General features: G+C 71.9%; 18 protein-coding genes. 11 read left to right on the forward strand and 7 right to left on the reverse strand.

The window, feature by feature from the left end:
- The first annotated feature begins 283 nt into the window (after nt 1-283).
- Nucleotides 284-2533 carry a glycogen debranching protein GlgX gene (gene glgX / locus O1G22_RS13415; protein ID WP_270081567.1) on the forward strand — a complete coding sequence of 750 codons (2250 nt, stop codon included), beginning with the start codon at nt 284-286 and terminating at the stop codon, nt 2531-2533.
- 25 nt (nt 2534-2558) lie between these two features.
- Here glgX and O1G22_RS13420 read toward each other — a convergent pair whose 3' ends face one another.
- Genes O1G22_RS13420 through O1G22_RS13435 form a run of 4 tightly spaced genes read right to left on the reverse strand, consistent with a single transcriptional unit; the run spans nt 2559 to nt 6125 of the window.
- Nucleotides 2559-3203 carry a response regulator gene (locus tag O1G22_RS13420; protein ID WP_263636573.1) on the reverse strand — a complete coding sequence of 215 codons (645 nt, stop codon included), beginning with the start codon at nt 3201-3203 and terminating at the stop codon, nt 2559-2561.
- On the reverse strand, nt 3193-4443 hold the full coding sequence (locus O1G22_RS13425) for a sensor histidine kinase (protein WP_270081568.1): 1251 nt from the start codon (nt 4441-4443) through the stop codon (nt 3193-3195). Before O1G22_RS13425 ends, O1G22_RS13420 begins: the two co-directional genes overlap by 11 nt.
- A gap of 24 nt (nt 4444-4467) precedes the next feature.
- Nucleotides 4468-5202, reverse strand: a complete 735-nt coding sequence (locus tag O1G22_RS13430) for an ABC transporter permease (protein WP_270081569.1) — start codon at nt 5200-5202, stop codon at nt 4468-4470.
- A complete protein-coding gene (locus tag O1G22_RS13435) occupies nt 5199-6125 on the reverse strand; it encodes an ABC transporter ATP-binding protein (RefSeq protein WP_270081570.1) in 927 nt (308 codons plus the stop codon). The genes O1G22_RS13430 and O1G22_RS13435 overlap by 4 nt, the downstream gene beginning before the upstream one ends.
- A gap of 172 nt (nt 6126-6297) precedes the next feature.
- Between O1G22_RS13435 and O1G22_RS13440 the strand changes: the two genes are divergently transcribed.
- Both O1G22_RS13440 and O1G22_RS13445 read left to right on the forward strand, forming a co-directional pair.
- The gene (locus O1G22_RS13440; RefSeq protein WP_270081571.1) at nt 6298-8103 is read left to right on the forward strand and encodes an ABC transporter ATP-binding protein; all 1806 of its coding nucleotides are present in this window, start codon (nt 6298-6300) and stop codon (nt 8101-8103) included.
- Complete coding sequence (locus O1G22_RS13445) at nt 8100-9959, forward strand: ABC transporter ATP-binding protein (RefSeq protein WP_270081572.1); 1860 nt, start codon at nt 8100-8102, stop codon at nt 9957-9959. Before O1G22_RS13440 ends, O1G22_RS13445 begins: the two co-directional genes overlap by 4 nt.
- Here O1G22_RS13445 and O1G22_RS13450 read toward each other — a convergent pair.
- Nucleotides 9956-10519 carry a GNAT family N-acetyltransferase gene (locus O1G22_RS13450; RefSeq protein ID WP_225099427.1) on the reverse strand — a complete coding sequence of 188 codons (564 nt, stop codon included), beginning with the start codon at nt 10517-10519 and terminating at the stop codon, nt 9956-9958. The two genes, O1G22_RS13445 and O1G22_RS13450, sit on opposite strands and share 4 nt — an antisense overlap.
- 156 nt (nt 10520-10675) lie before the next feature.
- Between O1G22_RS13450 and O1G22_RS13455 the strand changes: the two genes are divergently transcribed.
- The 5 genes from O1G22_RS13455 (at nt 10676) to O1G22_RS13475 (ending at nt 19235) form a co-directional block, all read left to right on the forward strand.
- A complete protein-coding gene (locus O1G22_RS13455) occupies nt 10676-12421 on the forward strand; it encodes an ABC transporter transmembrane domain-containing protein (RefSeq protein ID WP_270081573.1) in 1746 nt (581 codons plus the stop codon).
- Nucleotides 12418-14187 (forward strand): ABC transporter ATP-binding protein, encoded by a 1770-nt coding sequence (locus tag O1G22_RS13460; protein ID WP_270081574.1) that lies wholly within the window; start codon nt 12418-12420, stop codon nt 14185-14187. Before O1G22_RS13455 ends, O1G22_RS13460 begins: the two co-directional genes overlap by 4 nt.
- A gap of 463 nt (nt 14188-14650) precedes the next feature.
- Nucleotides 14651-16747, forward strand: a complete 2097-nt coding sequence (locus O1G22_RS13465) for a M4 family metallopeptidase (RefSeq protein ID WP_270081575.1) — start codon at nt 14651-14653, stop codon at nt 16745-16747.
- 248 nt (nt 16748-16995) lie between these two features.
- A complete protein-coding gene (locus O1G22_RS13470) occupies nt 16996-18642 on the forward strand; it encodes a M4 family metallopeptidase (RefSeq protein WP_270081576.1) in 1647 nt (548 codons plus the stop codon).
- A gap of 71 nt (nt 18643-18713) precedes the next feature.
- Nucleotides 18714-19235 carry a DUF1990 domain-containing protein gene (locus tag O1G22_RS13475; protein ID WP_270081577.1) on the forward strand — a complete coding sequence of 174 codons (522 nt, stop codon included), beginning with the start codon at nt 18714-18716 and terminating at the stop codon, nt 19233-19235.
- Nucleotides 19236-19291: 56 nt separating this feature from the next.
- On the opposite strand, the gene O1G22_RS13480 is transcribed toward O1G22_RS13475, so the two are convergent.
- Nucleotides 19292-19921: an ATP-binding protein gene (locus O1G22_RS13480; protein WP_428986356.1), complete on the reverse strand. Its 630-nt coding sequence runs from the start codon at nt 19919-19921 to the stop codon at nt 19292-19294.
- Nucleotides 19922-20190: 269 nt separating this feature from the next.
- Here O1G22_RS13480 and O1G22_RS13485 point away from each other — a divergent pair, with 269 nt between their 5' ends.
- The 3 genes from O1G22_RS13485 to O1G22_RS13495 are packed head-to-tail and all read left to right on the forward strand — an operon-like array spanning nt 20191 to nt 21624.
- Entirely contained in the window at nt 20191-21042 is an 852-nt protein-coding gene (locus O1G22_RS13485; RefSeq protein WP_270081578.1) for a helix-turn-helix domain-containing protein, read from the forward strand.
- A 10-nt stretch (nt 21043-21052) separates the two neighbouring features.
- Complete coding sequence (locus O1G22_RS13490; RefSeq protein WP_270081579.1) at nt 21053-21244, forward strand: hypothetical protein; 192 nt, start codon at nt 21053-21055, stop codon at nt 21242-21244.
- Between the two features lie 5 nt (nt 21245-21249).
- Nucleotides 21250-21624: a hypothetical protein gene (locus O1G22_RS13495; protein ID WP_270081580.1), complete on the forward strand. Its 375-nt coding sequence runs from the start codon at nt 21250-21252 to the stop codon at nt 21622-21624.
- 36 nt (nt 21625-21660) lie between these two features.
- Here the strand turns inward: O1G22_RS13495 and O1G22_RS13500 are convergent, their stop codons facing one another.
- Nucleotides 21661-24279: a glycosyltransferase family 1 protein gene (locus O1G22_RS13500; RefSeq protein ID WP_270081581.1), complete on the reverse strand. Its 2619-nt coding sequence runs from the start codon at nt 24277-24279 to the stop codon at nt 21661-21663.
- Between the last annotated feature and the right edge of the window lie 80 nt (nt 24280-24359).

Genomic DNA, 24359 nt, shown 5'->3' on the forward strand with positions numbered 1-24359 from the left:
CACTCCTGCCAGGTCACGTTCCAGCCGCCGAGGCCGTTGTCGGCGCGGCCCCCGCGCGCCGTGCGCGTCCGTGTACGTGCCGCACGCGGGACTCGACGAACCGGCCCGCCCGGGGGAAACGTGAGTGCGACGCACGCACTGGGCAGAAGAGAGGGAAGGACGACACGCTGGGGAGCCGCCGCGCCCGTGTGGGAGCCGTAGGGGCGCAGCCGTAGCGGAGGCCCGAAGGGCTGCTCCGGTACGGCGGACTGCGCCGCCCCTGGGTTGAAAGAGGGGCCGAGAGGTGACGAGCGCAGCGGAGCAGCGGGCACCGGCCGGGGAGCCGACTGCCGGGACCGGGCAGCCGGCCGCCGTGGTGAACGGCGGCGTCCGGCACGCCGTGCCACCGGCCCCGATGGTCTGGCCGGGCGCGCCGACACCGCTGGGGGCCCGGTTCCGGGTCGGCCCGGACGGCGTCGCGGGCACCAACTTCGCGCTGTGGGCGGGCGGGGCGGAGGCGGTCCGGGTGTGCCTGTTCGACGAGCACGGCCGGGAGACCCAGGTCCGGCTGACCGAGCTGACGCACGAGATCTGGCACGGCTTCGTGCCGGGGGTGATGCCGGGCCAGCGCTACGGATACCGGGTGGACGGCCGCTGGGACCCGTGGACCGGCGCCCGCTGGAACCCGGCCAAGCTGCTGCTGGACCCGTACGCGCGGGCGGTGGACGGGGAGTTCGGCCTGCCGCCGGAGGTGTACGGGCATGTCCGGGACTGGCCTCAGCAGCACGTCGCCGACACCGTGCGCGACGACCGCGACTCGGCGCCGTACGTGCCGAAGGGCGTCGTCGTCGACGATGACGACGACTGGGAGGACGACCGGCGGCCGAAGACCCCGTGGGCCGACTCCGTCCTGTACGAGCTGCACGTGCGCGGTTTCACCAAGCTGCACCCGGGGATCCCGGAGGAACTGCGCGGCACCTACGCCGGATTGGCGCACCCGGCGGCCGTCGAGCACCTGGTGAAGCTGGGCGTGACGGCCGTGGAGCTGCTCCCCGTCCACCAGTTCGCGCACGAGGACCACCTGTTGCGCAGAGGCCTCAGGAACTACTGGGGCTACAACTCCATCGGCTACTTCGCCCCGCACGCCGGCTACGCGGCCTCCGGTACGACGGGGCAGCAGGTCGGCGAGTTCAAGCGGATGGTGCGCGCGCTGCACGCGGCCGGCATCGAGGTGATTCTCGACGTGGTCTACAACCACACGGCGGAAGCGGGTGAGCTGGGGCCGACCCTCTCCCTGAAGGGCATCGACAACCGCGGCTACTACCGCCTCCAGGACGACGCCCGCCGGTACGCCGACTACACCGGCTGCGGCAACACCCTGCACGTCGTCCAGCCCCAGGTGCTTCGGCTCATCACGGACTCGCTGCGCTACTGGGTGACCGAGATGGGCGTCGACGGCTTCCGCTTCGACCTCGCGGCGGCCCTGGCCCGCTCGATGCACGACGTCGACATGCTGTCCCCCTTTCTGGCGGTCATCGCCCAGGACCCGGTCCTCAGGCGCGTCAAGCTGATCGCCGAACCGTGGGACATCGGCTCGGGCGGCTATCAGGTGGGCGCCTTCCCGCCCCTGTGGACGGAGTGGAACGACCGTTACCGCAACGCGGTCCGCGACTTCTGGCGGCACGCCCTGCCCGACGTACGGGAGATGGGCTACCGGCTGTCCGGCTCCAGCGACCTGTATGCCTGGGGCGGCCGGCGCCCGTACGCCTCGGTCAACTTCGTCACCGCGCACGACGGGTTCACCCTGCGCGACCTGGTGTCGTACGAGCGCAAGCACAACGAGGCCAACGGCGAGGACAACCGCGACGGCACCGACGACAACCGCTCCTGGAACTGCGGGGCGGAGGGCGAGACGCAGGACGAGGGAGTACGGGCCCTGCGGCGCAGGCAGTTGCGGAACCTGCTGACGACCCTGCTGCTCTCCACCGGCGTGCCCATGCTGGTGGCCGGAGACGAGCTCGGCCGCACCCAGGGCGGCAACAACAACGCCTACTGCCAGGACAACGAGATCGGCTGGCTGGACTGGTCGCTGCTGGAGGAACCGGGCTGGCGGGCGCTGGCCGACCTGACCTCCCGGCTGATCGCCCTGCGCCACCGTCACCCCGTGCTGCACCGGCGCGCGTTCTTCTCGGGCCGCGCGCACTCGGCGGACGGGCTGCGCGACCTGGCCTGGTTCACCCCGCGCGGCACGGAGATGACCGAGGCCGACTGGTACGCCCCCGCGGCCACGCTCGGCATGTACCTCTCCGGCCGGGACATCCCGGGCCGGGACGAGCGGGGGGTGCCGGTCGTGGACGACAGCTTCCTCGCGGTGCTGCACGCGGGCGACGCCCCGACGGCCTTCGTGCTGCCGGGGACGCCGTGGGCGGAGCGGTACGAGGTGCTCGTGGACACCGCGCGCGAGGACCAGGCCGAGCCGCCGGGCACGGTGCATCCGGCGGGGTCCGAGATCACGGTGCCGGGGCGGTGTGTGCTGCTGCTGAAGGTGGTCTGAGTGACGGTGATCCGGCCGGCTTCGCTCAGCCCAGGATGCCCCGGTCGTACCCCACCGCCACCGCCGCCGCGCGGTCGTTGACGCCCAGTTTGGCGTAGAGGTGGGTGAGGTGGGTCTTGACCGTGGCCTCGCTGATGAAGAGTTCACGGGCGATCTCGCGGTTGGACGTGCCCCTGGCGACCAGGGCCAGGACCTCGCGTTCGCGGGCCGAGAGGGGTTCGCCCGCCGGAGTGCGGGGGGTACGGACCGCGTGGACCAGCCGGGAGGCGACCGCCGGGGAGAGGACCGTACGGCCCTCGGCGGCGGCGCGGACGGCGGTGAACAGCTCGTCGCGCGGGGCGTCCTTGAGGAGGTAGCCGGTCGCGCCCGCCTCGATCGCGGGGAGGGTGTCGGAGTCGGTGTCGTAGGTGGTCAGGACCAGCACCTTGGCGCGGGCGCCCCGGCCGGTGAGTTCGCGGATCGCGTCGACGCCCGAGCCGCCGGGCATCCGCAGGTCCATCAGGATCACGTCCGGGTCCAGGGCGGCGGCGCGGGCCACCGCCTCGACGCCGCTCGCGGCCTCCCCGAGCACCCGGAAGCCGGGCGCGGACTCGAACATGCCGCGCAGGCCGTCGCGGACGACTGGGTGGTCGTCGACGATCAGCAGGGAAATCACAGTCTCAGCGGTCATCGCGCACCAACGGTACGCGAGCCGACAGCGCCGTGCCGTGCCCCGGTTCCGACTCGATCGTCAGCGAGCCCGCGATGCGCTCGGCGCGGGCCCGCATCCCGTCCAGGCCGAAGCCTCCGGTACGGGTACGGGGCGGTACGGCGGCCGGGTCGAAGCCCGTGCCGTCGTCGCGGATGTCCAGCGTGACCTCGTCGCCCATGAAGGACAGGGTCACCCCGACGCGGGAGGCGCGGGCGTGCCGGGAGGCGTTGGACAGGGCCTCCTGGGCGATGCGCAGCAGCGTCGCCGAGACCTCGTCGTGCAGCTGCTCGGCAGTGCCCGTGACGGTGAACTCGGCCCGTACACCCACCCGTTCACCCCATTCCCCGACCGTCTTCTTCAGCGCCTCGGGCAGCCCGTCGGCCGCGAGGGCCACCGGCGCCAGGTTGTGCACCGAGCGGCGGGCCTCGCCGAGGCTGTGCCGGGCCAGGGCCGAGGCGCGCTCCAGGTGGGTGCGGGCGGTGGTGAGATCGGGGGCGTTGGCCACGACCTGGAGCTGGGCGATGATCCCGGTCAGGCCCTGGGCGATGGTGTCGTGGATCTCGGCGGCGAGCCGGCGCCGCTCGTCGGCGACGCCCGCCTCCCTGGCCTGGACGAGGAGTTGGGCGTGCAGGGCCGCGTTCTCGTCCAAGGCCTGCTGCAACGCCGTGTTGGTGCGCTCCAGTTCGGCGATGGTGTCGGCCTGGACGACGGCGCGGGTCTGCTCCTGCAGGGCGTACCGGGTGAACACGGTGACCATGCCCATGTTGACGGCCAGGACGAGGAAGAAGCCGATCCAGAGGATCAGCCCGTGCGGCGGCCAGCCGCCGATCTCGCTGCCGGCCATGGTGACCGCGGTCAGGAGGAGACCGGGCATCACCAGTCGGCGCGGCAGTTCCCGGGCCGCGGTGTAGTAGCCGGTCACGGCGTAGAAGGCGAAGAACGGGTTGGCCCAGGTCAGCACGAAGGCGATGGCCCAGCGCAGCAAGAAGAGGCAGACACCGGTCCGGCTCGGGCCCGGCTGCTTCCGCTTCACCCTTCCCCAGTACAGCTGCAGCACGACACCCGCGGGCACGAGAGCGGCGGAGACGATCTTCCCGGGCCCGTCCATGCCGGTCAGAGGGGCGGAGATGGCCGCCGCGACGACACCGACGGCCAGCAGCGCCCAGGGCCCCCACGCGTCGAAGGAGGCCCGAGGCTCCTGCTGCACGGCGTTCGTCATGCCCCCAGTGTCCGGCACGGCAGCTCACTCCCAGCGGAACCAGCGGCCGGCACCGGCGGTGAGCAGGACCGTCCACGCCGCGAGCACGCCCAGGTGCCCCCAGCCGGGCCAGTTCCCGGCGGCGGCCTGGTCCAGGGCACGGGCGGCCGCGCCGAACGGGGTCAGCTCGACCACCTGGGCCAGCGCGTGCGGCATGGACCGCACCGGGATCCACACGCCCGCGCAGAACATCATCGGGAAGAACACCGCCGTGCCGATCGCGCCCGCGATCTTCGTGGTCCGGGACAGCGCCGAGACGACGGAGCCGAGGGCGAGCGCGGCCGCCGCCGCGAGCAGCAGGGCCAGCAGATAGCCGGCCGGCTGCCGGGGCAGCGTCACGCCGAAGGCGAGGCGGCCGACCGTGAGCACGAGCAGGGCCGAGGCCAGCGCGACCGCGCCCTGCACGGTCATCTGTGCCGACAGCAGGGCCGAGGGCCGTACCGGGGTGACGGCCATGCGGCGCAGGATGCCCCGTTCCCGGTAGCCGGTCAGGACCTGCGGCAGCGCCTGCGCCCCGGACATGATCAGGGCGATCAGCACGGCGATGGGCACGTAGGCGTCGACCGGCCGCAGCCCGCCCAGCGCCGTGTCGGCGTGCCGGAACGACGGGATGGAGCCGAGGATCGCCAGCAGCAGCGTCGGGAACAGGAAGATCCAGAAGACGGCACCCGGTTCGCGGCGGAACAGCCGGAACTCGGTGCGCAGGACGGCGGTGTTCACGCGGCTTCCTCCGGGGTGCGGTTGTTGTCGTCGGTCAGGTCGAGGAACGCGTCGTCCAACGTGGCGTCGACGACGCGCAGCTGGCGGGCGGTGATGTGGTGGCGGGCGAGCAGGGTGATGACGGCGTCGACGGTCTCGTCGGTGCCGGACAGGGTGATCCGGCCGTCCTTGTACGCGACCGAGGCGAGCGCGGGCAGCGCGGCCAGGTCACGCTCGTCCAGCGGCGCGGACGGCGTGAAGCTGATGACGGTGGCGCCCGCCGAACGGCGGATGAGCCCGGCGGGGGTGTCCAGCGCGGCGATCCGCCCTTTGTCGATGACGGCGATCCGGTCGCACAGCCGCTGCGCCTCCTCCATGAAGTGGGTGACGAGCAGCACGGTGACCCCGCTCGCGCGGACGTCCTCGATGAGCTGCCAGGTGTCGCGCCGGGCGCGCGGATCCAGGCCGGTGGTCAGCTCGTCCAGCACCACGACCCGGGGATCGCCGACGAGCGCCAGCGCGATGAACAGCCGCTGCTGCTGCCCGCCGGACAGCTTGCCGAACCGGGTGCCGAGCTTGTCGGTCAGGCCGAGCCGTTCGGCGAGGGGCCGCCAGTCGGCGGAACGTGGGTAGAAGGCCGCGTAGAGCTCCAGTGCCTCCCGGACGGTGAACTTGGCTTGGAGTTCGCTCTGCTGGAGCTGGGCGCCGAGCACCCGGGCGACCTTCTCGTGGTCGGCGACGGGGTCGTACCCGGTGACCCGGACCCGGCCGCCGTCGGGGACCCGCAGCCCCTCGACACACTCGACGGTGGTGGTCTTGCCGGCGCCGTTCGGGCCGAGGATCCCGAAGATCTCGCCCTCCTCGACGGCGAAGGAGACACCGTCGACCACGGCCCGGCCGCCGTACGACTTGCGCAGATCGGTGACTTCGATGACGGATGGCATGCTTCGAGAATCCCGGTCGGACGGGGTCCGCCACATCGGCCGGCCCGCTCGAAGCCGCATCAGCCGATCGGTTGATACCGCCCTACGACCTCGGGTCCTAGGACCAGCGGCGGAGCCGGGTCCGGCCGAAACTCGGTGGGCGTTGTCAGTGCCGGTCCGTACGCTCGCGATGATGCCCACGACACGTGCAACCACCGAGGACCGTTCCGCCGTACGCACGCTCCTGCGGCTGTGGCCGTATGTACGCCCCGTGCGCGCCCGCCTGTTCACGGCGGCCTCCGTCGCCATAGTCGCCTCCTGCACGGGGCTGGTGATCCCGCTCGTCCTGAAGTGGATGGTGGACGGGCCGGTCGCCGACCGGGACCCGGGCGGGGTGTGGCTCGGCGCGCTGTACCTGCTCCTGCTGGGCATCGCCGAGGCGCTGCTGTTCGGGCTGCGCCGGTGGCTGGTGGCCCGCCCGCTGTCCCATGTGGAGGCGGAGATGCGGGCGGGGCTGTACGGGCATCTGCAGCGGCTCCCGGTGGCCTTCCACGACCGCTGGGCCTCGGGCCAGCTGCTGTCCCGGGGCACCACGGACCTGATGCTGCTGCGCCAGTTCCTCGCCTTCCCGCTGACGTTCCTGCTGGTCAACAGCGTGACCATCCTGGTCGGCGTAGTGATCATGCTGGTTCAGGACTGGGTGCTGGGGCTGGTCATCCTCGCTCCCACGCTCCCCGTGATGTGGACCTGCGCGGTCTTCGAACGGCGGTACGCGACGGTGGCCCGGCGGGCGCAGGACCAGGTCGGCGATCTGACGACGGTGGTCGAGGAGAGCGTGCTCGGCATCCGCGTCATCAAGGGCTTCGGCCGCCACCGCAGCCAGGCGCGGGCGTTCCGCGAGCTCGCGGTCACCCTGCGCGGCACGGAGCTGCGCAAGGCCCGGATGCTGGCCGTCATCTGGGGCGTCATCGTCACGCTGCCCGAGCTGGCGATCGGGGTGGCGTTGGTGCTGGGAGCCGTGCGGGTGGCCGACGGGGAGCTGTCGGCGGGGACGCTGGTGGCCTTTCTGAGTACGGCCCTTGCGCTGCGCTGGCCCGTGGACTCCATCGGCTTCCTGCTGGCGATGAGTCAGGAGGCGGCCACGGCCACGGAGCGGTACTTCGAGGTGATGGACGAGGTGCCGGAGGACGACTCCACCGCGGTGGCCGGGGACGCTCGCCCGCGCTCACGGGCTGCCGCCGGACTCCGCTTCGAGAACGTCTCGTTCCGCTACCCCGACGCACCCCCCGGCTCCCCTCCCCTCCTCACCGGTATCGACCTCCACCTGCGCCCCGGCGAGTCCATGGCCCTGGTCGGCGCCACCGGCAGCGGGAAGACGACGCTCACCGCGCTCGTGCCACGGCTGCACGAGGTCACCTCCGGACGGATCACGCTGGACGGCGTGGACATCACCGAGCTGCCCCGCGAGGAGCTGCGCGCCAGGGTCGCCGTCGCCTTCGAGGAGCCGACCCTCTTCTCGGCGAGCGTCGGCGAGAACGTCCTCATGGGCACCCGATCCGACGCGGGGAAGCCGGAGTTGGAGCGGGCGCTGGCCGTCGCGCAGGCCGGTTTCGCGCAGGCCCTCCCCCAGGGCACCGACACCCGCGTCGGCGAGCAGGGCCTCAGCCTGTCCGGCGGCCAGCGGCAGCGCCTCGCCCTGGCGCGGGCGGTGGTCGGCAGACCGGAGTTCCTCGTGCTGGACGACCCGCTGTCCGCCCTGGACGTGCACACGGAGGCGGCCGTGGAGGCGGCACTGCGCCAGGTCCTCGCCGACACCACCGCCCTGATCGTGGCCCACCGCCCCTCCACGGTGCTGCTCGCCGACCGGGTCGCCCTGCTCTCGGGCGGCCGGATCGCCGCCGTCGGCACCCACCACGAACTGCTGCGCAGCAACGCCGAGTACGCCCATCTGATGTCCGGAGAATCCGCGTACGCCGGGGATACGGAGGACTCCCGTTGACCACCACGACCGCCGCCGGCCCCACCGCCGAGGACGACGAACTCCCGGGCCACCGGGAAGAGGGGGACGACGCCTTCGACCGGGACGTCCTGCCCACCGCGCCCGGCGCCACCGCCGCTCTCCTGCGCTCGCTGCTCGCGCCCCTGAAGGGCCGGGCCGTACTCACCACCGTCCTCCTTCTCCTCCAGCTGGCGGCCGTCCAGGCGGGCCCGCTGCTGGTGGCGTACGCCATCGACACCGCCGTACCCGCGTTCCGCGACCACCGCCACGGCCCGCTGATCGCGGTGGCCGTCGGCTATCTGCTGTGCGCGCTGCTCTCCGGCGGGCTGCAGGCCGCGTTCATCGAGACCTCCGCCCGGGTCAGCCAGGACGTGCTGCTGGATCTGCGCGGCCGGATCTTCCGGCACGCCCAGGCGCTGAGCATCGACTTCCACGAGCGCTACACCTCGGGCCGGCTGATCTCCCGCTCCACCACGGACGTCGAGTCGCTGCGCGAGCTCCTGAACGACGGGCTCCAGGAGCTGGTGACCGTCGTGCTGTCCTTCGTCTACATCTCCGCGCTGCTGCTGTGGCTGGACCTCGGCCTGGGCGCGGTCGCGGTGGCGTCCCTCGTGCCGCTGTACCTGTTGGTGCGCATGTACCAACGGCGGGCGGGGCGGGTGTACCGGGCGCGGTCCACGGCGATCGCGGCGGTGATCGTGAAGTTCGTGGAGACGATGAACGGCATCCGTCCGGTGCGCGCGTTCCGCCGGGAGGCTGTGAACGACGCCGAGTTCAGGGTCCTCAACCGGCGGCACGAGCGGACGAACGGGGACGCGCTGCTGGAGATGGCCCGCTATGTGGTCGGCTCCCGGCTGGTGGCCAACACGGCGGTGGCGGGGATCGTGCTGTGGGGCGCCTACCGGGTGGCGTCCGGCTCGCTGGAGCTGGGCGTGCTGGCGGCGGCGGTGCTGTACCTGCGCCGGCTGTACGACCCGATCGACCGGCTCGGCATGTTCCTGAACGCCTACCAGTCGGCCGCCGCCTCCCTGGAGAAGATCGCCGGGCTGCTCGCGCAGACCCCGACCGTGCCCGAGCCGCCGACGTCGCATGAACTCCCGCCGCTGGAGGGCGAGTTGCCGGGCCGTGAGGTCGTCTTCGACTCGGTCCGGTTCGGCTACCGTACCGGCGGCGAGGTGCTGCCCCGCTTCGATCTGACCCTCCCGGCCGGGCAGACGGTCGCGGTCGTCGGCTCCACGGGCGCGGGCAAGTCCACGCTCGCCAAGCTCCTCGCCCGCTTCTACGACCCCTCCGGCGGGCGCGTCCTGCTGGACGGGGTGGACCTGCGCGAGCTGCCGATGCCGGAACTGCGGCGCGGGGTGGTCATGGTGACCCAGGAGGCGTTCCTGTTCTCGGGGACGGTCGCGGACAACATCGCCATCGGCCGGCCCGACGCCACCCGCGAGGAGATCGAGCAGGCGGCGAAGGCGATCGGCGCGCACGAGTTCATCAGCGCGCTGCCCGACGGCTACGACACCGACGTCCGCAAGCGCGGCGGCCGCATCTCGGCGGGCCAGCGCCAACTGGTCGCCTTCGCACGGGCGTTGCTCGCCGACCCGGCGGTGCTGATCCTGGACGAGGCGACCAGCTCGCTGGACATCCCGGGCGAGCGGGCCGTGCAGCGGGCGATGTCGACGGTGCTGCGGGGCCGTACGGCGGTGGTGATCGCCCACCGCCTGTCGACGGTCGAGATCGCGGACCGGGTCCTGGTCATGGAACACGGCCGCATCGTCGAGGACGGCACCCCGGCCGACCTCATCTCCGGCACGGGCCGCTTCGCGGATCTGCACAAGGCGTGGCGGGACAGCCTGGCCTAACTCGGCGGACCGTCGTGCAGAATCCGCTGGAACAGACGGTGGTCCCGCCATTGCCCGTTGATGTGGAGATAGCGCGGGGCCGTGCCGATCGGCTCGAAACCGTTCTTCTCCAGCACCCGTTGCGACGCGGTGTTGTCGAGGAGCGTGGTGGCCTCGATGCGGTGCAGGCCGACGATGTCGCGGGCCGCGCGGCACACGCTCGCCACCGCCGCGCCGGCCAGCCCCCGGTTCTGCCGGTCGGCGGCCACCCAGTACCCCAGATACGCGCTGCGGAACGCCCCGTAAACCAGTCCGGTGAGCGTGATCATGCCGATGACCGAGCCGTCGCTCTCGCTCTCGAACACCCAGGGCACGACCCGGCGTTCCGCGAACTCCCGCAAGAGGCCGGCAATGCGTTCGGCCTGCCCCTCGACGGTGAAGAAGTTGTCCGGGCGGATCGGCTCCCAGGGGGCCAGGTACTCCCGGTTCGCCACGTACGCGGCGTGCAGCGCCTCCGCGTCGTCGAGGGTGACGAGGCGCAACACGGCGCCGCCCGGCAGCACTTCGGAAGGAATGACCATCTGAGCACTCTAGGACGGATACGGCGCGTACCCCGGCGTACGCCCCCGACCCGGGTGTGCTCCGTGCGTCCATCCCTCGCTTAATCGATGGAACCACCTTCCCGCCCTCGATAGGTTCGACGTTTCCCAGCGGGGGCCGAGTCGAGCGGGGGACGGATGATCGACGCGTACGAAGAGCCCGGTGCGCCTGATGTGCGGGGTGGCTGGCGGTTTCTGTGGTGGCTGGTGCGGCGGCAGTCGGGACGGTCGGTGGCCGGGGCCGTGCTGGGAAGTGTGTGGATGGTGCTGATGGCCGCGCAGCCGTACATGACGGCGCGGGCCGTGGACGACGGGCTGGTGCCGGGGCGGCTGGGGGTGCTGGCCGCGTGGACGGCGGCGATGTTCCTGGTCGGTACGGTCAACGCCTGGCTGAGCATCATGCGGCACCGCACGATGACCCGGGTGCGGATGGACGCCAACTTCCGCACGGTGAAGGTGGTCGTGGGGCATGTGGTGCGGCTCGGGGCCGCGCTGCCGCGCCGGGCGGGGGCCGGGGAGGTCGTGACCATCGGGGTCGGTGACGTGCAGACGGTCGCACAGGCACTGACCGTGGTCGGGCCGGGCGTCGGCGCGGTCGTGGTGTACGCGGTCGTGGCCGGGCTGCTGCTCACGGTCTCGGCGCCGCTCGCCGCCGTCGTCCTGCTCGGGCTGCCGGTGCTGGCGCTGGTCACCGGTCCGGTGACGCTGCGCCTGCAGCACGCGGAGAGCGCGTACCGGGAGCGGCAGGGCGTGCTGACCGCCCGCATCGGGGACCTCGCCGGGGGCTTGCGCGTCCTCAACGGGCTGGGCGGCAAGGGGCTGTTCGCCGACGGCTTCCGGACGGACTCGCAGGCGCTGCGCGCGCAGGGCTACCGGGTGGGCGCGGCGGCCAGCTGGGTGCAGGCGCTCGGCGTCGGGCTGCCCACGCTCTTCCTGGCCGTCGTCACCTGGCTCGCCGCCCGCCTCGCGGCCCAAGGGTCCATCACCGTCGGCCAGTTGGTGTCCGTGTACGGCTATGTCGCGGTGCTGATCGGGCCGGTGGCGTTCTTCGTGCAGATGGCCTACGACCTGAACCGTGGTGTGGTGGCCGCGCGCCGGGTCGTACGGCTGCTGCGGCTGGAGCCGGAGCCGGACGCGGGCACGCGGCCCGCGCCCGAGGGGCCCGCCGAGCTGTACGACCCCGCGTCCGGCGTGCGGATCGCGCCCGGCCGGCTCACCGCGCTGGCCGCCGCCCGGCCCACCGAGGCCGCGGCCGTGGTCGACCGGCTCGGCCGCTTCGGTCCGACCGACGCCACCTGGGGCGGGGTGCGGCTGGACGCGATCGCGCTCGCCGACGTACGCGCGCGCGTGCTGGTCGCGGACAACGAGGCCGATCTGTTCGCGGGGCCGCTGCGGGACGTCGTGGCCGCCGAGGGCGCGGTCGGGGAGGGGGCGCTGCGCCGGGCGCTGCACGCCGCCGCGGCCGAGGACGTCGTACGCGGGCTGCCCGAGGGGGCCGACTCGTTCGTCTCCGGTCAGGGCCGCAGCCTGTCGGGCGGCCAGCGCCAACGGATGCGACTGGTGCGGGCGTTGCTCGCCGACCCGGAGGTGCTGCTCGCCGTGGAACCGACCTCGGCCCTGGACGCGCACACGGAGGCGACGGTCGCCGAACGGCTCCGGGCGGCACGGGAGGGCCGTACGACGGTGGTGACGTCCACCTCGCCGCTGGTGCTGGACCGCGCGGACACGGTGGTGTTCCTGGCGGGCGGCAAGGTGGCGGCGAGCGGCCCGCACCGACGGCTGCTGGCGGAGGAGCCGGACTACCGGGCCCTCGTGGCGCGGGATGTGGAGGAGACGGGGGATGCGGCGGAGTCGGCGGAGGACGCCGAGGGGGTCGTACGGTGACGGCGGCCGGTGAGGGGTTGCTGCCGGTCGCGGACCGGGCGACGGTGCGGCGGGCCGCGGTGCGGCTGGTTCGGGCCGACAGGCGGGCGTTCGCCGCCGCGCTGCTGCTGAACGCGCTCGCGGCGGGAGCCGGGCTGGTCGGGCCGTGGCTGGTCGGGCGGATCGTCGACGAGGTGCGCGCCGGACACGGGGTCGGGGCGGTGGACCGGCTGGCGCTGTGGATCCTGCTGTGCGCGCCGGCGCAGCTGCTGCTGGCCCGCTGGGCGCGGTACGTGGGCTACCGGTTCGGGGAGCGGACGCTGGCCCGGGTGCGCGAGGAGTACGTCGAGCGGGTTCTGGCGCTGCCCGCGTCCGTGGTGGAGCGGGCCGGCACCGGTGATCTCACGGCGCGCGGTACGGCGGACGTCGCGACCGTCGGCAGCACGCTGCGCGACGTCGGCCCGGAGCTGCTGGTCAACTCCGTGCAGGCGCTGTTCGTGCTGGGCGCGGTGTTCGCGCTGGACCCGCTGCTGGGGGCGTTCGGGCTGCTCGGGCTGACCCCGATCTGGCTGGCGCTGCGCTGGTATCTGCGGCGGGCCCGGGACGGCTATCTCGCCGAGGGCGCGGCGACGTCCGAGGTCGCGGAGATCGTCGCCGCCACGGCGGCCGGGGCCCGGACGGTCGAGGCGTTCCGGCTGCGCCGGCGGCGGATCACGGCGAGCCGGGACGCGCTGGAGACCTCCCGCCGTACCCGCTTCTACACGCTGTTCCTGCGGACCGTGTTCTTCCCGGCGATCGAGGTGACGTACACCGTGCCCGTGGCCGGGGTGCTGCTGGTCGGCGGGTGGCTGCACGAGCGGGGCACGGTCGGGGTGGGCGCGGTGGTGGCCGCGGCGCTGTATCTGCGGCAGTTCACCGAACCGCTGGACCAGATCCTGATGCACGTGGAGCAACTCCAGAACAGCGGCGCCTCGTTCGCGCGCGTGGAGGGGCTGGCGCAGGCACCGCGCGGAGACGCCGGCGCGGACTCACCGGTGCCGGCGGACGACCGGATCGACGTGCGCGAGGTGCGGTACGCCTACGAGCGCGGCGGCGAGGTGCTGCGCGGGGTGGACCTGACGGTACGGCCCGGGGAGCGGCTCGCGGTCGTGGGGCCCTCCGGCGCCGGCAAGACGACGCTGAGCCGGCTGCTCGCGGGCATCGACCGGCCCGGGTCCGGCGCGGTGACGGTGGGCGGGGTGCCGGTCGCCGAACTGGAGCCGGAGCTGCTGCGCCGCCAGGTGGTGCTGGTCACCCAGGAGCACCATGTGTTCCTCGGCACGGTCCGCGACAACCTCCTGATCGCCGAGCCGGAGGCCGACGACGACGAGGTGTGGGCGGCGCTGGCGGCGGTGGGCGCCGACGAGTGGGTCCGCGACCTGCCGGCCGGCCTGGACACCCGCCTGGGTACGGACGGTACGGCCACCGACGGCTCACAGGCCCAGCAACTCGCCCTGGCCCGCGTGGTGTTGGCGGACCCGCACACCCTCATCCTCGACGAGGCGACGGCCCTGCTGGACCCCACCACGGCCCGCCACACCGAACGCGCCCTGGCCGCCGTCCTGGAGGGCCGCACGGTCATCGCCATCGCCCACCGCCTCCACACGGCCCACGACGCCGACCGCGTGGCGGTCATGGAGAACGGCCGCCTCACGGAACTGGGCACACACGAGGAGCTGGTGACAGCCGACGGGGCGTACGCGGCACTGTGGCGGACGTGGCATGGGGATGCCGGGTCGCGGGGGTGAGGGCGCGTGGCATGGGGACGCCGGGTCACCGGGGTGAGGGCGCTGGTGGCTGGGGTGTGGGGGCCGCGCCCTAGACCCGCCGCCACCGCCGTACCCCAGCACCCCACGCCCGCGACGCATGCTTTCCGCCCCTCCCCCGTCCGCGCGGCCACCCTACTCGGTGCGCATCCCCACCCAACGGTCCGCATATCGAACATGAACATCCGGTCAACGGACCGCTTTCCGGCCAAGTTTGTGACGCGGTCCTGACAGGCACACCACTCCCCTGCCACTCTTCCCTGGCCGACTCACAGCAACCCCACGACGCACGCGCACGTGCACGAGCCGGCCCGCACATGGTTCCGAGCACTTCCTGTTCTGCGCACTTCCTGTTCCGCGCACGTCCTGTTCTGCCCGGACGCCCCAACCCACCGTCCGGTCTCCCCTGGCCGCGCGACCCACGGCCACGCAGAAGGAGTCAGTGTTGAGACGCAATTCCTCTCGCGGACGCACCTCCCACACCCCGCAGCACCACACCTCCCAGCACCACACCCCCCGGCCCCGCACCACCCACCGCCGTACCGCCACCCTCGCCCTGGCCGGTGTCGCCGCGCTGATCGCCGCCGCCGTGCAGACGGGCGCGGCCAGCGCGGCACCGGCGGCCAAGGCGCAGCCCGGCAAGGCGAACCCGGCGCACCTGGCGCTCAGGCTCACGCCCTCGCAGCGCGCCGAGCTGCTGCGCGACGCCGATGCCACGAAGGCCGCGACGGCGCGCTCGATCGGCCTCGGCAGCCAGGAGAAGCTGGTCGTCAAGGACGTCGTGAAGGACACCGACGGCACCCTGCACACCCGCTACGAGCGGACGTACGCCGGCCTGCCCGTGCTCGGCGGCGACCTGGTCGTGGACACGAACGGGTCCCGCAAGACCATGGACGTCATCCGGGCCACGAACGCCACCATGAAGGTCGCCGGCCTCACCCCGAAGGTCTCGCAGGCCGCGGCCGAGAAACAGGCCGTGCAGCGGGCGAAGGCCCGCGGCGGCACCAGGTCGGCCGCGACCGGCGTCCGCAAGGTGATCTGGGCGGCGACCGGCAGGCCCGTCCTCGCCTACGAGACGATCGTCGGCGGCCTCCAGGACGACGGCACCCCGAACCAGCTGCACGTCATCACCGACGCCGCCACCGGAAAGAAGCTGTACGAGTACCAGGGCATCGAGACCGGCATCGGCAACACCCAGTACAGCGGGCAGGTCACGCTGTCCACGACCCAGTCGGGCTCGACGTACACGCTGACCGACGGCACGCGCGGCGGTCACAAGACGTACAACCTGAACCACGGCAGTTCGGGCACCGGCACGCTGTTCTCGCAGTCCAACGACACCTGGGGCAACGGCACGACGTCCAACGCCGCCACCGCGGGCGCCGACGCAGCCTACGGCGCGCAGGAGACCTGGGACTTCTACAAGAACACCTTCGGCCGCAGCGGCATCAAGAACGACGGCGTCGGCGCCTACTCCCGCGTCCACTACGGCAACGCGTACGTGAACGCCTTCTGGGACGACAGCTGCTTCTGCATGACCTACGGCGACGGCTCGAACAACGCCGACCCGCTGACCTCGCTCGACGTGGCCGGCCACGAGATGAGCCACGGCGTCACCTCCAACACCGCGGGCCTCGACTACAGCGACGAGTCCGGCGGCCTGAACGAGGCCACCAGCGACATCATGGGCACCGGCGTGGAGTTCTACGCCAACAACGCCTCCGACCCCGGTGACTACCTCATCGGCGAGAAGATCAACATCAACGGCGACGGCACCCCGCTGCGCTACATGGACCAGCCCAGCAAGGACGGCAGCTCCGCCGACTCCTGGTACTCGGGCGTGGGCGGCCTCGACGTGCACTACTCGTCGGGCATCGCCAACCACTTCTTCTACCTGCTGAGCGAGGGCAGCGGCGCCAAGACGATCAACGGCGTCAGCTACAACTCGCCCACCTCGGACGGGCTTCCGGTCACCGGCATCGGCCGGGACAAGGCGCTGCAGATCTGGTACCGGGCGCTGACCACCAAGTTCACGTCCACCACGAACTACGCCGACGCCCGCACCGGCACCCTCGCGGCGGCGGGCGAGCTGTACGGCACCTCCAGCGCCGAGTACGCCGCGGTGCAGGACGCCTGGGCGGCCGTCAACGTCGGCTCGCGCTCGGGCGGCGGCGGAGGCGGAGGCGGTACCGGGTCGACGTACGACAACAACACACAGATGGCGATCCCGGACAACGGTCCGGCCATCACCTCGGCCATCACCGTCTCGGGCCGGACCGGAAACGCGCCGGGCAACCTCCAGGTGAGCGTCGACATCACGCACACCTGGCGGGGCGACCTGGTGATCGACCTCATCGGTCCGTCGGGCACCGCGTACCGGCTGAAGAACTTCAGCTCCTCCGACTCGGCCGACAACGTGAAGACGACGTACACGGTGAACGCGTCGGCCGAACCGGCCAACGGAACCTGGAAGTTGCAGGTGCAGGATCAGGCCAGCCAGGACACGGGCACGCTCAACGACTGGAAGCTGACCTTCCCGTAAGCCGCGAGCGGCAGGCCTTGCGACGCGGCGCCGTCCGAGGGTCCGGCACCCTCGGACGGCCCGGGTTCACATGCCTGCAATGTTTCCCCAGTGATCGATTTCCAGTCAACATCACTTCAGGGTCCTGACATGTACGCGCCCTTGATGTCACTCTCTCTCCACCCGCCGCAGCACAGCAACTTCACAACCCCACACAGCCGGGCCAGTAACCCCACGTGGCCCGGACTCCCCACATGAAGGAGCTTTGAGTGAGCCCCCTCTACGCGCGTCACAAGCGCACCACTCTGGCCATCGCCACCGCTGTCGCCGCCGGAGCCCTGCTCTCCACCGGACTGACCACCAGCGCCACGGCCGCCGCCAAGGCCCCCCTCGCCGCCGCCCCGGCCGCACTGTCCGCCACGGCCCACGTCTCGCTGATCCAGCAGGCACAGGCGAACACCGCCGAGACCGCACAGAAGATAGGCCTCGGCACCAAGGAGCAGCTGATCGTCAAGGACGTCGTCAAGGACAACGACGGCACCGTCCACACCCGCTACGAGCGCACCTACGCCGGCCTCCCTGTCCTCGGCGGCGACCTCGTCGTCCACACCGCCAAGTCGGGCAGGACCGAGGGCGTCACCAAGGCGACCAAGGCGACCATCAAGGTGGCCTCGCTCACGCCGCAGATCACCCCCGCCAAGGCGGAGAAGCAGGCGGTCGCCGCCGCCAGAACGCTCGGCTCCGCCCAGAGCACCGCGAACGGCGCGCGCAAGGTGATCTGGGCCGGCTCCGGCAAGCCCGTCCTCGCCTACGAGACGATCGTCGGCGGCCTCCAGGACGACGGCACCCCGAACCAGCTCCACGTCATCACCGACGCCGCGACGGGCAAGAAGCTCTTCGAGTACCAGGGCGTCGAGAACGCGACCGGCACCGGCAAGACGCTGTACTCGGGCACCGTCGGCCTCACCGTCAACCTGTCGGGCTCGACGTACCAGCTGTACGACACCTCGCGCGGCGGCCACAAGACCTACAACCTGGCCCGCAAGACGTCCGGCACCGGCACCCTGGTCACCAACTCGACCAGCACCTTCGGCACCGGCACCGCCTCCACCTCCTCCAGCAACCAGACGGCCGCCGCCGACGCCGCCTACGGCGCGCAGGAGACCTGGGACTACTACAAGAACACCTTCGGCCGCAGCGGCATCAAGAACGACGGCAAGGCCGCCTACTCCCGCGTCCACTACGGCAGCTCGTACGTGAACGCCTTCTGGGACGACAGCTGCTTCTGCATGACCTACGGCGACGGCAGCGGCAACGCCGACCCGCTGACCTCGCTCGACGTGGCCGGCCACGAGATGACCCATGGCGTCACCGCCAACACCGCGGGCCTCGACTACAGCGGCGAGTCCGGCGGTCTGAACGAGGCGACCTCCGACATCCTCGGCGGCGTCGGCGTGGAGTTCTACGCCAACAACCCCTCCGACCCCGGTGACTACCTCATCGGCGAGAAGATCAACATCAACGGCGACGGCACCCCGCTGCGCTACATGGACAAGCCCAGCAAGGACGGCAGCTCGGCCGACTCCTGGTCCTCGTCGGTCGGCGACCTGGACGTCCACTACTCCTCGGGCGTCGCGAACCACTTCTTCTACCTCCTGTCGGAGGGCAGCGGCGCGAAGACGATCAACGGCGTCTCGTACAACTCCCCGACGTCGAACGGCTCCACGGTCACCGGCATCGGCCGCGCCAAGGCGCTGCAGATCTGGTACAAGGCGCTGACCACGTACTTCACGTCGACCACCAACTACTCGGACGCCCGCGCGGGCACCCTGTCGGCGGCGGCGGACCTGTACGGCTCCAGCAGCACCGAGTACAAGACGGTGGCCGCGGCCTGGTCGGCGGTCAACGTCAGCTGATCCAGCCGTAATCGAGCGGTAGGCGGCACCCGGGCGGAAGATTCCCCGGGTGCCGCCTACCCTTGTGACCCATGTCCTCGGCGCCCTTCACCTACGAGCCGGTCGGCGCGACCCGCGACGACCTGACGTACTGCCCGCCCGGCTTCCACCCCCTCTTCGTCCGCACCCGCCTCGGCGAGGGCGAAAAGCTCTTCCAGCGGGCGGCCGAGGCGGTCCTGAGCTGGGAGATGCACCGCGCTCTGGGCGTCGGCATCGATACGACGGCCGACCGCGCGGCCCCCGGCGTCGACGTCACCGTCACCCTCGCCGGCCTCCTCAAGGCCCCCTGCCGCATCATCTGGACCGTGGAACAACCCCGCCGCGCCGGCTGGGCCTACGGCACCCTCGAAGGCCACCCCGAATGCGGCGAGGAAGCCTTCCTCATCGACCGCACAGGCGACGGCACGGTCTGGCTGACCGTGGCCGCCTTCAGCAAACCGGCCAAGTGGTACACGAGGGCGGCCGGCCCGGCGACGCGGGGCCTTCAGCATGCCTACGCCCGCCGGTGCGGGACGGTGCTGAAGCGGTTGTGCGAGGGGCTGTCGGAGGAGTGAGCTGACGAGCGGTGCTCGCTTGGGGCGGGGGTCGGGGTCCCGAGCTGGCAGGGTCGTCACGAACCGGGCGTCAAGCGACTACGCCAGAGCCCTGTGGTCGAGGCCCATCGCATCCTGATGTCCGAGCCCAGCAGCCCCTGGGTCACCATCCCGTTCCGCTGACCGACCCGTGAACCGCTCGCCCCGAACGCCGCCGCCCCCGCCCTCGGCAGCGTCGCCCACATCCGCGTCCCGCCGCCCGGTTCACGGGTCGGTCCGAATCCCCAGTCGCCGTCGCAGGCGCGGCAGAGGCAGGACAGGAAGCGGAGGGCGGCGCGGCGGCGGGTGTCGCAGGCGGCAGCGAGGTTCGGCTGCGCGTGGGGCGGGTGGCTGTCGTAGACGATCACCCGGAGGGTGTCCCAGCGGTAGCGGAGCGAGAGGTAGAACTCCGACGAGTCAGTGAACTGGGTGGCCACCGCCGTCAGTTCCCCCACCGCCAGCAGTGCCGCGTCGAGCACGTCACTCAGCCCGTGCGCCTCCAGCATCGCCCGCGCCGACGCTCTCGCCAAGGACGGGCTCGCGAGGGCGGCGGGGAGCGTGAGGCTGTAGGCGAGGGTTCCCGGGGTGGGCGGGGTGGGGTCCGCCGGGTACATCGGTGTCAGCAGGGGGCAGTGGGGCGCTGGCGGTTCGATTGCGGGCACAGACATAGAGACTCCTGGTGATCGAGGTTCCGCAGGACACGGCGGCGGTGGCTTGTCTCCCTGACGCGGACCCACCCCTCCCAGGGAAGGAGGACGCGGGCAGGCTCGCGCGATGCACTTCCGAGGCCGCTTCCCTTTCGGTAGGTGCTCGGTGCGTTACTCAACGTAGGGCGCTGCATGGTTACATTGCCACCTGGATAGGGAAATTGACCCGTTCGTGGCCGATCGGTAGCGAACGACGGCAGACTGCTGCCGATCAGTTCGGGAGGAACGCAATGCCACCGAGGACCACGCCCACGGAGCGTCAGAAGCGTCTGGGCAGCGAACTGCGCAAGATGCGCACAGCAGCGGGGATGACCGCGGATCAGGCCGCAGGCCTGCTCGGACTGGACCGGGCGAAGATCTCCAACATCGAGACAGGGATCCGGACCATCAGCCCGGAACGGCTGCGCACCCTCGCCTGCAACTGCGCCTGTTCGGATCAGGCCTACGTCGATGCCCTGGTGGCCATGGCAAGGCCCAACGGGCGTGGCTGGTGGGAGCGTTACCGAGGTTCCCTGTCCCCCGGCCTGCTGGACATCGCGGAACTGGAGTCGTACGCCGTCCGGATGCGCACAGCGCACACCGCTCACATCCCTGGTCTGCTACAGACCAACGATCACGCTCTCGAACTCTTCCGCGCCGTACTGCCCCGGCTGCCGGACCATGAGGTAGCCCTGCGGCTCGCCTATCGCGTGGAACGACAGCGCGTGCTGGAGGCGGAGGACGCTCCGGAGTACGTCGCCCTCGTCCACGAGGCCGCTCTGCGCATGCAGTTCGGTGGCCGCGCTGTGGCGCGTGCCCAACTCAACCATCTGCTGAAGTTGTCAGAGCGTCCACCAGTACGGCTGTTGGTCATCCCGTTCTCCGCCGGCACCTTCCCGGGGGCCGGACAGACGGTCAACTACCTCGAAGCAGCCGTCCCCCAGCTCGACACGGTTCAGGTCGACAGCTCGCACGGCCCGGAATTCCTGAGCAGCGAGGCACAGTTGGCCAAGTACCGTGCCCACTTGGACTGGATGGAGCGCATCACCCTGTCACCGGAGGCATCGCGCGACTTCGTCCACGACATCGCCAACAGCTTGTGAGGAGCGCCCGATGAAGGACATCACCTGGGAAGAGCCGTTCTGCGGGGAAGGAGCAAGCTGCTTCCGCCTCGGCACCGACCCCGAAGGCAACGCCTACATCGCCATAGCCGGCCAAGAAGACCACTACCTCACCGACACCCGCGAAGCCCTCCGCACCCTCATCCGCGACATCAAGGCCGGCAAGGCGGACCACCTGCTGTGAGGCCGGTGACACGAGTGGGTTCGCTGTTGGTGCCCCTCCTCGCGGCGATCTCGGCCGGACTGCTGGTCGCGCACTTCGCCCTCAGCTCGGACACGTACCAGCACTGCACGTACCTGGGCCCCTCCACCCGGATGTACGTCACCGCGTGGGGCGGCCTCGGCTGCGCCCTGGGGTCCCTGCTCCTGTACGCCGCGGTCCGCCGCGCAGCGCACAGGTGCGAGCCCCCGGCAGGGGCCAGCTGGCAGGTACCGGTCGCGGCGGGTTCCGCGTTCGTCGGTCTGCTGTTGGTCCTGGCGCTGCTCCTGGCGGTCTACTGGCTGTACTCCCCCGACCCGGCCGGCGGGAACGACTGCTCCGGGCTGCACCTCCTCCTGCCGTAGAGCGGCCGTTCCCGTTCCCGTTGGCTTGAAGGGGCGCTACCGCAACAACACCCCCGCCCCCTCCACCACCTCCCCCGACGGCACCGCCACCAGCCCAAGCTCGGCAGCCGACGCCAGCAAACGGTGTGCGGGCAGGACGCGGACCGTGTAGCCGTAGGGGCCCGTGCGGTCCAGCGAGAGCGGGCCCTCGTACAGCACGCGGCCCTCCAGGTCAGGGGTGCCGGCCGGCTTCAGGGGGACCACCGTCGCGTCCGTGATGTGGTCCTCCGCGTCCACCCGGCCGGACACCGCCTGCACCTCCACGTCGTCCGGGGTCAGCTCGCCCAGGGCGACCCGAACCCGCAGACCCACCGTCGTGCCCAGCTCCGCCGTGGCCGTCGTCGCCGTCGTCTCCACGTGGTCGACGCTCACCCGGGGCCAGGCCGCCCGCACCCGGGCCTTCCAGGCGGCCAGATCACGAGCCGTGTCCGGGGTCAGTGCGCGGTGTGCCTGCGCGGCGGGGGCGTAGAGGCGCTCGACGTATTCGCGGACCATCCGCCCGGCCAGCACCTTCGGGCCCAGCAGGGTGAGGGTCTGGCGGACCATCTGGATCCAGCGGTCGGGGAGGCCTCCCCTTCCGCGCTCGTAGAAACGCGGGGTCACCCGCTGCTCCAGGAGGTCGTAGAGGGCCGCCGCCTCGATGTCGTCCCGGCGGTCGGGGTCCGTGCCCGCGCCGTCCGCCGTCGGGATGGCCCAGCCGAAGTCCGGCTGGAACCACTCGTCCCACCAGCCGTCCAGCACAGAGAGGTTGAGGCAGCCGTTCAGCGCCGCCTTCATCCCGCTCGTACCGCAGGCCTCCAGCGGCCGCAGCGGGTTGTTCAGCCAGATGTCACAGCCGGGGTAGAGCTTCTGCGCCATCGCCATGCCGTAGTCGGGCAGGAAGACGATCCGGTGGCGGACGCGCGGGTCGTCGGCGAACCGGACCAGCTCCTGGACCAGGCGTTTGCCGCTGTCGTCCGCCGGGTGCGCCTTGCCCGCCACGACGATCTGCACCGGGCGTTCCGGGTGCAGGAGCAGGTCCATCAGGCGGTCGCGGTCGCGGAGCATCAGCGTCAGGCGTTTGTACGACGGGACCCGGCGGGCGAAGCCGATCGTCAGCACCTCCGGGTCCAGGACGCCGTCGATCCAGCCCAACTCGGCGTTCCCCGCCCCGCGTTGACGCCAGGACGCGCGCAGCCGCTCCCGTACCTCCAGCACCAGCTGCTCGCGCAGGGTGCGGCGCAGCTCCCAGATCTCCTGGTCCGGGATGTCGGCGACGGAGTCCCAGCGGTCCGAGCCGCCCACCGTCAGCGCGTCCTCCGCCCGCTGGGCGCCGACCTCGCGGGCGCCGAGGCGCAGCACCTCCGGGGCCACCCAGGTCGGCGCGTGCACCCCGTTGGTCACGGACGTGATCGGCACCTCGTCCGAGTCGAATCCCGGCCACAGGCCCGCGAACATGTCCCGGCTCACCTGCCCGTGCAGCAGCGACACCCCGTTGGCGCGCTGGGCCAGCCTGAGCCCCATCACCGCCATGTTGAACAGGTTCGGCTCACCGCCCGGGTACGTCTCCATGCCCAGCGTCAGGATCCGTTGGACGTCGATGCCGGGGAGCTCGGCCTCCGGGCCGAAGTGCCGGGCGACCAGCTCCCGGTCGAAGCGGTCGATGCCTGCCGGGACGGGGGTGTGAGTGGTGAAGACCGTGCCGGCGCGCACCGCCTCCAGGGCGGAGTCGAAGTCCAGGCCGCCCGCGGCCAGTTCGGCGATCCGCTCCAGGCCGAGGAAGCCCGCGTGCCCCTCGTTGGTGTGGAACACCTCCGGCTCCGGGTGCCCGGTGAGCCGGCAGTACGTCCGCACCGCCCGCACCCCTCCTATGCCGAGCAGCATCTCCTGGAGCAGCCGGTGCTCGCTGCCGCCGCCGTAGAGCCGGTCGGTCACCCCGCGTTCGCCGAGCTCGTTGTCCTCCACGTCCGAGTCGAGCATCAGCAGCGGCACCCGGCCGACCTGGGCGAGCCAGATGCGGGCGTGCAGCGCCTTGCCGCCGGGCAGCGCGAGCGTGAGCCGCGCCGGGGTGCCGTCGGGCTCCTTCAGCTGGGTGAGGGGCAGCTCGTTGGGGTCGAGCACCGGGTAGTGCTCCTGCTGCCAGCCGTCGCGGGAGAGGGTCTGCCGGAAGTAGCCGTGCCGGTACAGCAACCCGACACCGATCAGGGGTACGCCGAGATCGCTGGCCGCCTTCAGATGGTCCCCTGCCAGGATGCCGAGGCCGCCGGAGTACTGGGGCAGCGCCGCCGTGATGCCGAACTCCGGGGAGAAGTAGGCGACGGCGGCGGGCAGCCCGTCAGTCTGCGCCTGGTACCAGCGGTCTCCGGTCAGATAGTCGTCGAGGTCGTCGGCCACGGCGGTCAGCCGGCGCAGGAACCGCCGGTCCTCGGCCAGCTGGGCCAGCCGTGCCGGCCGCACCCGGCCCAGCAGCCGTACCGGATCCCGCTGGGCGCCGGCCCAGGCCTCGGGGTCGACGGACTGGAACAGGTCGCGCGTCTCCGCATGCCAGGACCAGCGCAGATTACGCGCCAGGTCGCTCAGCGGCCGGAGGGGTTCGGGGAGCACGGGACGGACGGTGAACCGACGGATCGCCTTCACATTCCACCTCGGACGCGTTGCGTGGAGAGACGCACAGCGCTGTACGTCTCGTCGTCACCGTCGACGGTAGTGGTTACCGA

Source organism: Streptomyces camelliae, from assembly GCF_027625935.1.
In the GTDB taxonomy this organism is placed as follows: Bacteria; Actinomycetota; Actinomycetes; order Streptomycetales; family Streptomycetaceae; genus Streptomyces; species Streptomyces camelliae.

Excerpts from the sequence above, each read along its gene's own strand:
- O1G22_RS13420 (WP_263636573.1), bottom strand. The coding sequence starts at position 3,203 with ATGACCGCTGAGACTGTGATTTCCCTGCTGATCGTCGACGACCACCCA.
- O1G22_RS13425 (WP_270081568.1), bottom strand. The coding sequence starts at position 4,443 with ATGACGAACGCCGTGCAGCAGGAGCCTCGGGCCTCCTTCGACGCGTGG.
- O1G22_RS13435 (WP_270081570.1), bottom strand. The coding sequence starts at position 6,125 with ATGCCATCCGTCATCGAAGTCACCGATCTGCGCAAGTCGTACGGCGGC.
- O1G22_RS13440 (WP_270081571.1), top strand. The coding sequence starts at position 6,298 with ATGCCCACGACACGTGCAACCACCGAGGACCGTTCCGCCGTACGCACG.
- O1G22_RS13450 (WP_225099427.1), bottom strand. The coding sequence starts at position 10,519 with ATGGTCATTCCTTCCGAAGTGCTGCCGGGCGGCGCCGTGTTGCGCCTC.
- O1G22_RS13455 (WP_270081573.1), top strand. The coding sequence starts at position 10,676 with ATGATCGACGCGTACGAAGAGCCCGGTGCGCCTGATGTGCGGGGTGGC.
- O1G22_RS13475 (WP_270081577.1), top strand. The coding sequence starts at position 18,714 with ATGTCCTCGGCGCCCTTCACCTACGAGCCGGTCGGCGCGACCCGCGAC.
- O1G22_RS13480 (WP_428986356.1), bottom strand. The coding sequence starts at position 19,921 with ATGTCTGTGCCCGCAATCGAACCGCCAGCGCCCCACTGCCCCCTGCTG.
- O1G22_RS13485 (WP_270081578.1), top strand. The coding sequence starts at position 20,191 with ATGCCACCGAGGACCACGCCCACGGAGCGTCAGAAGCGTCTGGGCAGC.
- O1G22_RS13490 (WP_270081579.1), top strand. The coding sequence starts at position 21,053 with ATGAAGGACATCACCTGGGAAGAGCCGTTCTGCGGGGAAGGAGCAAGC.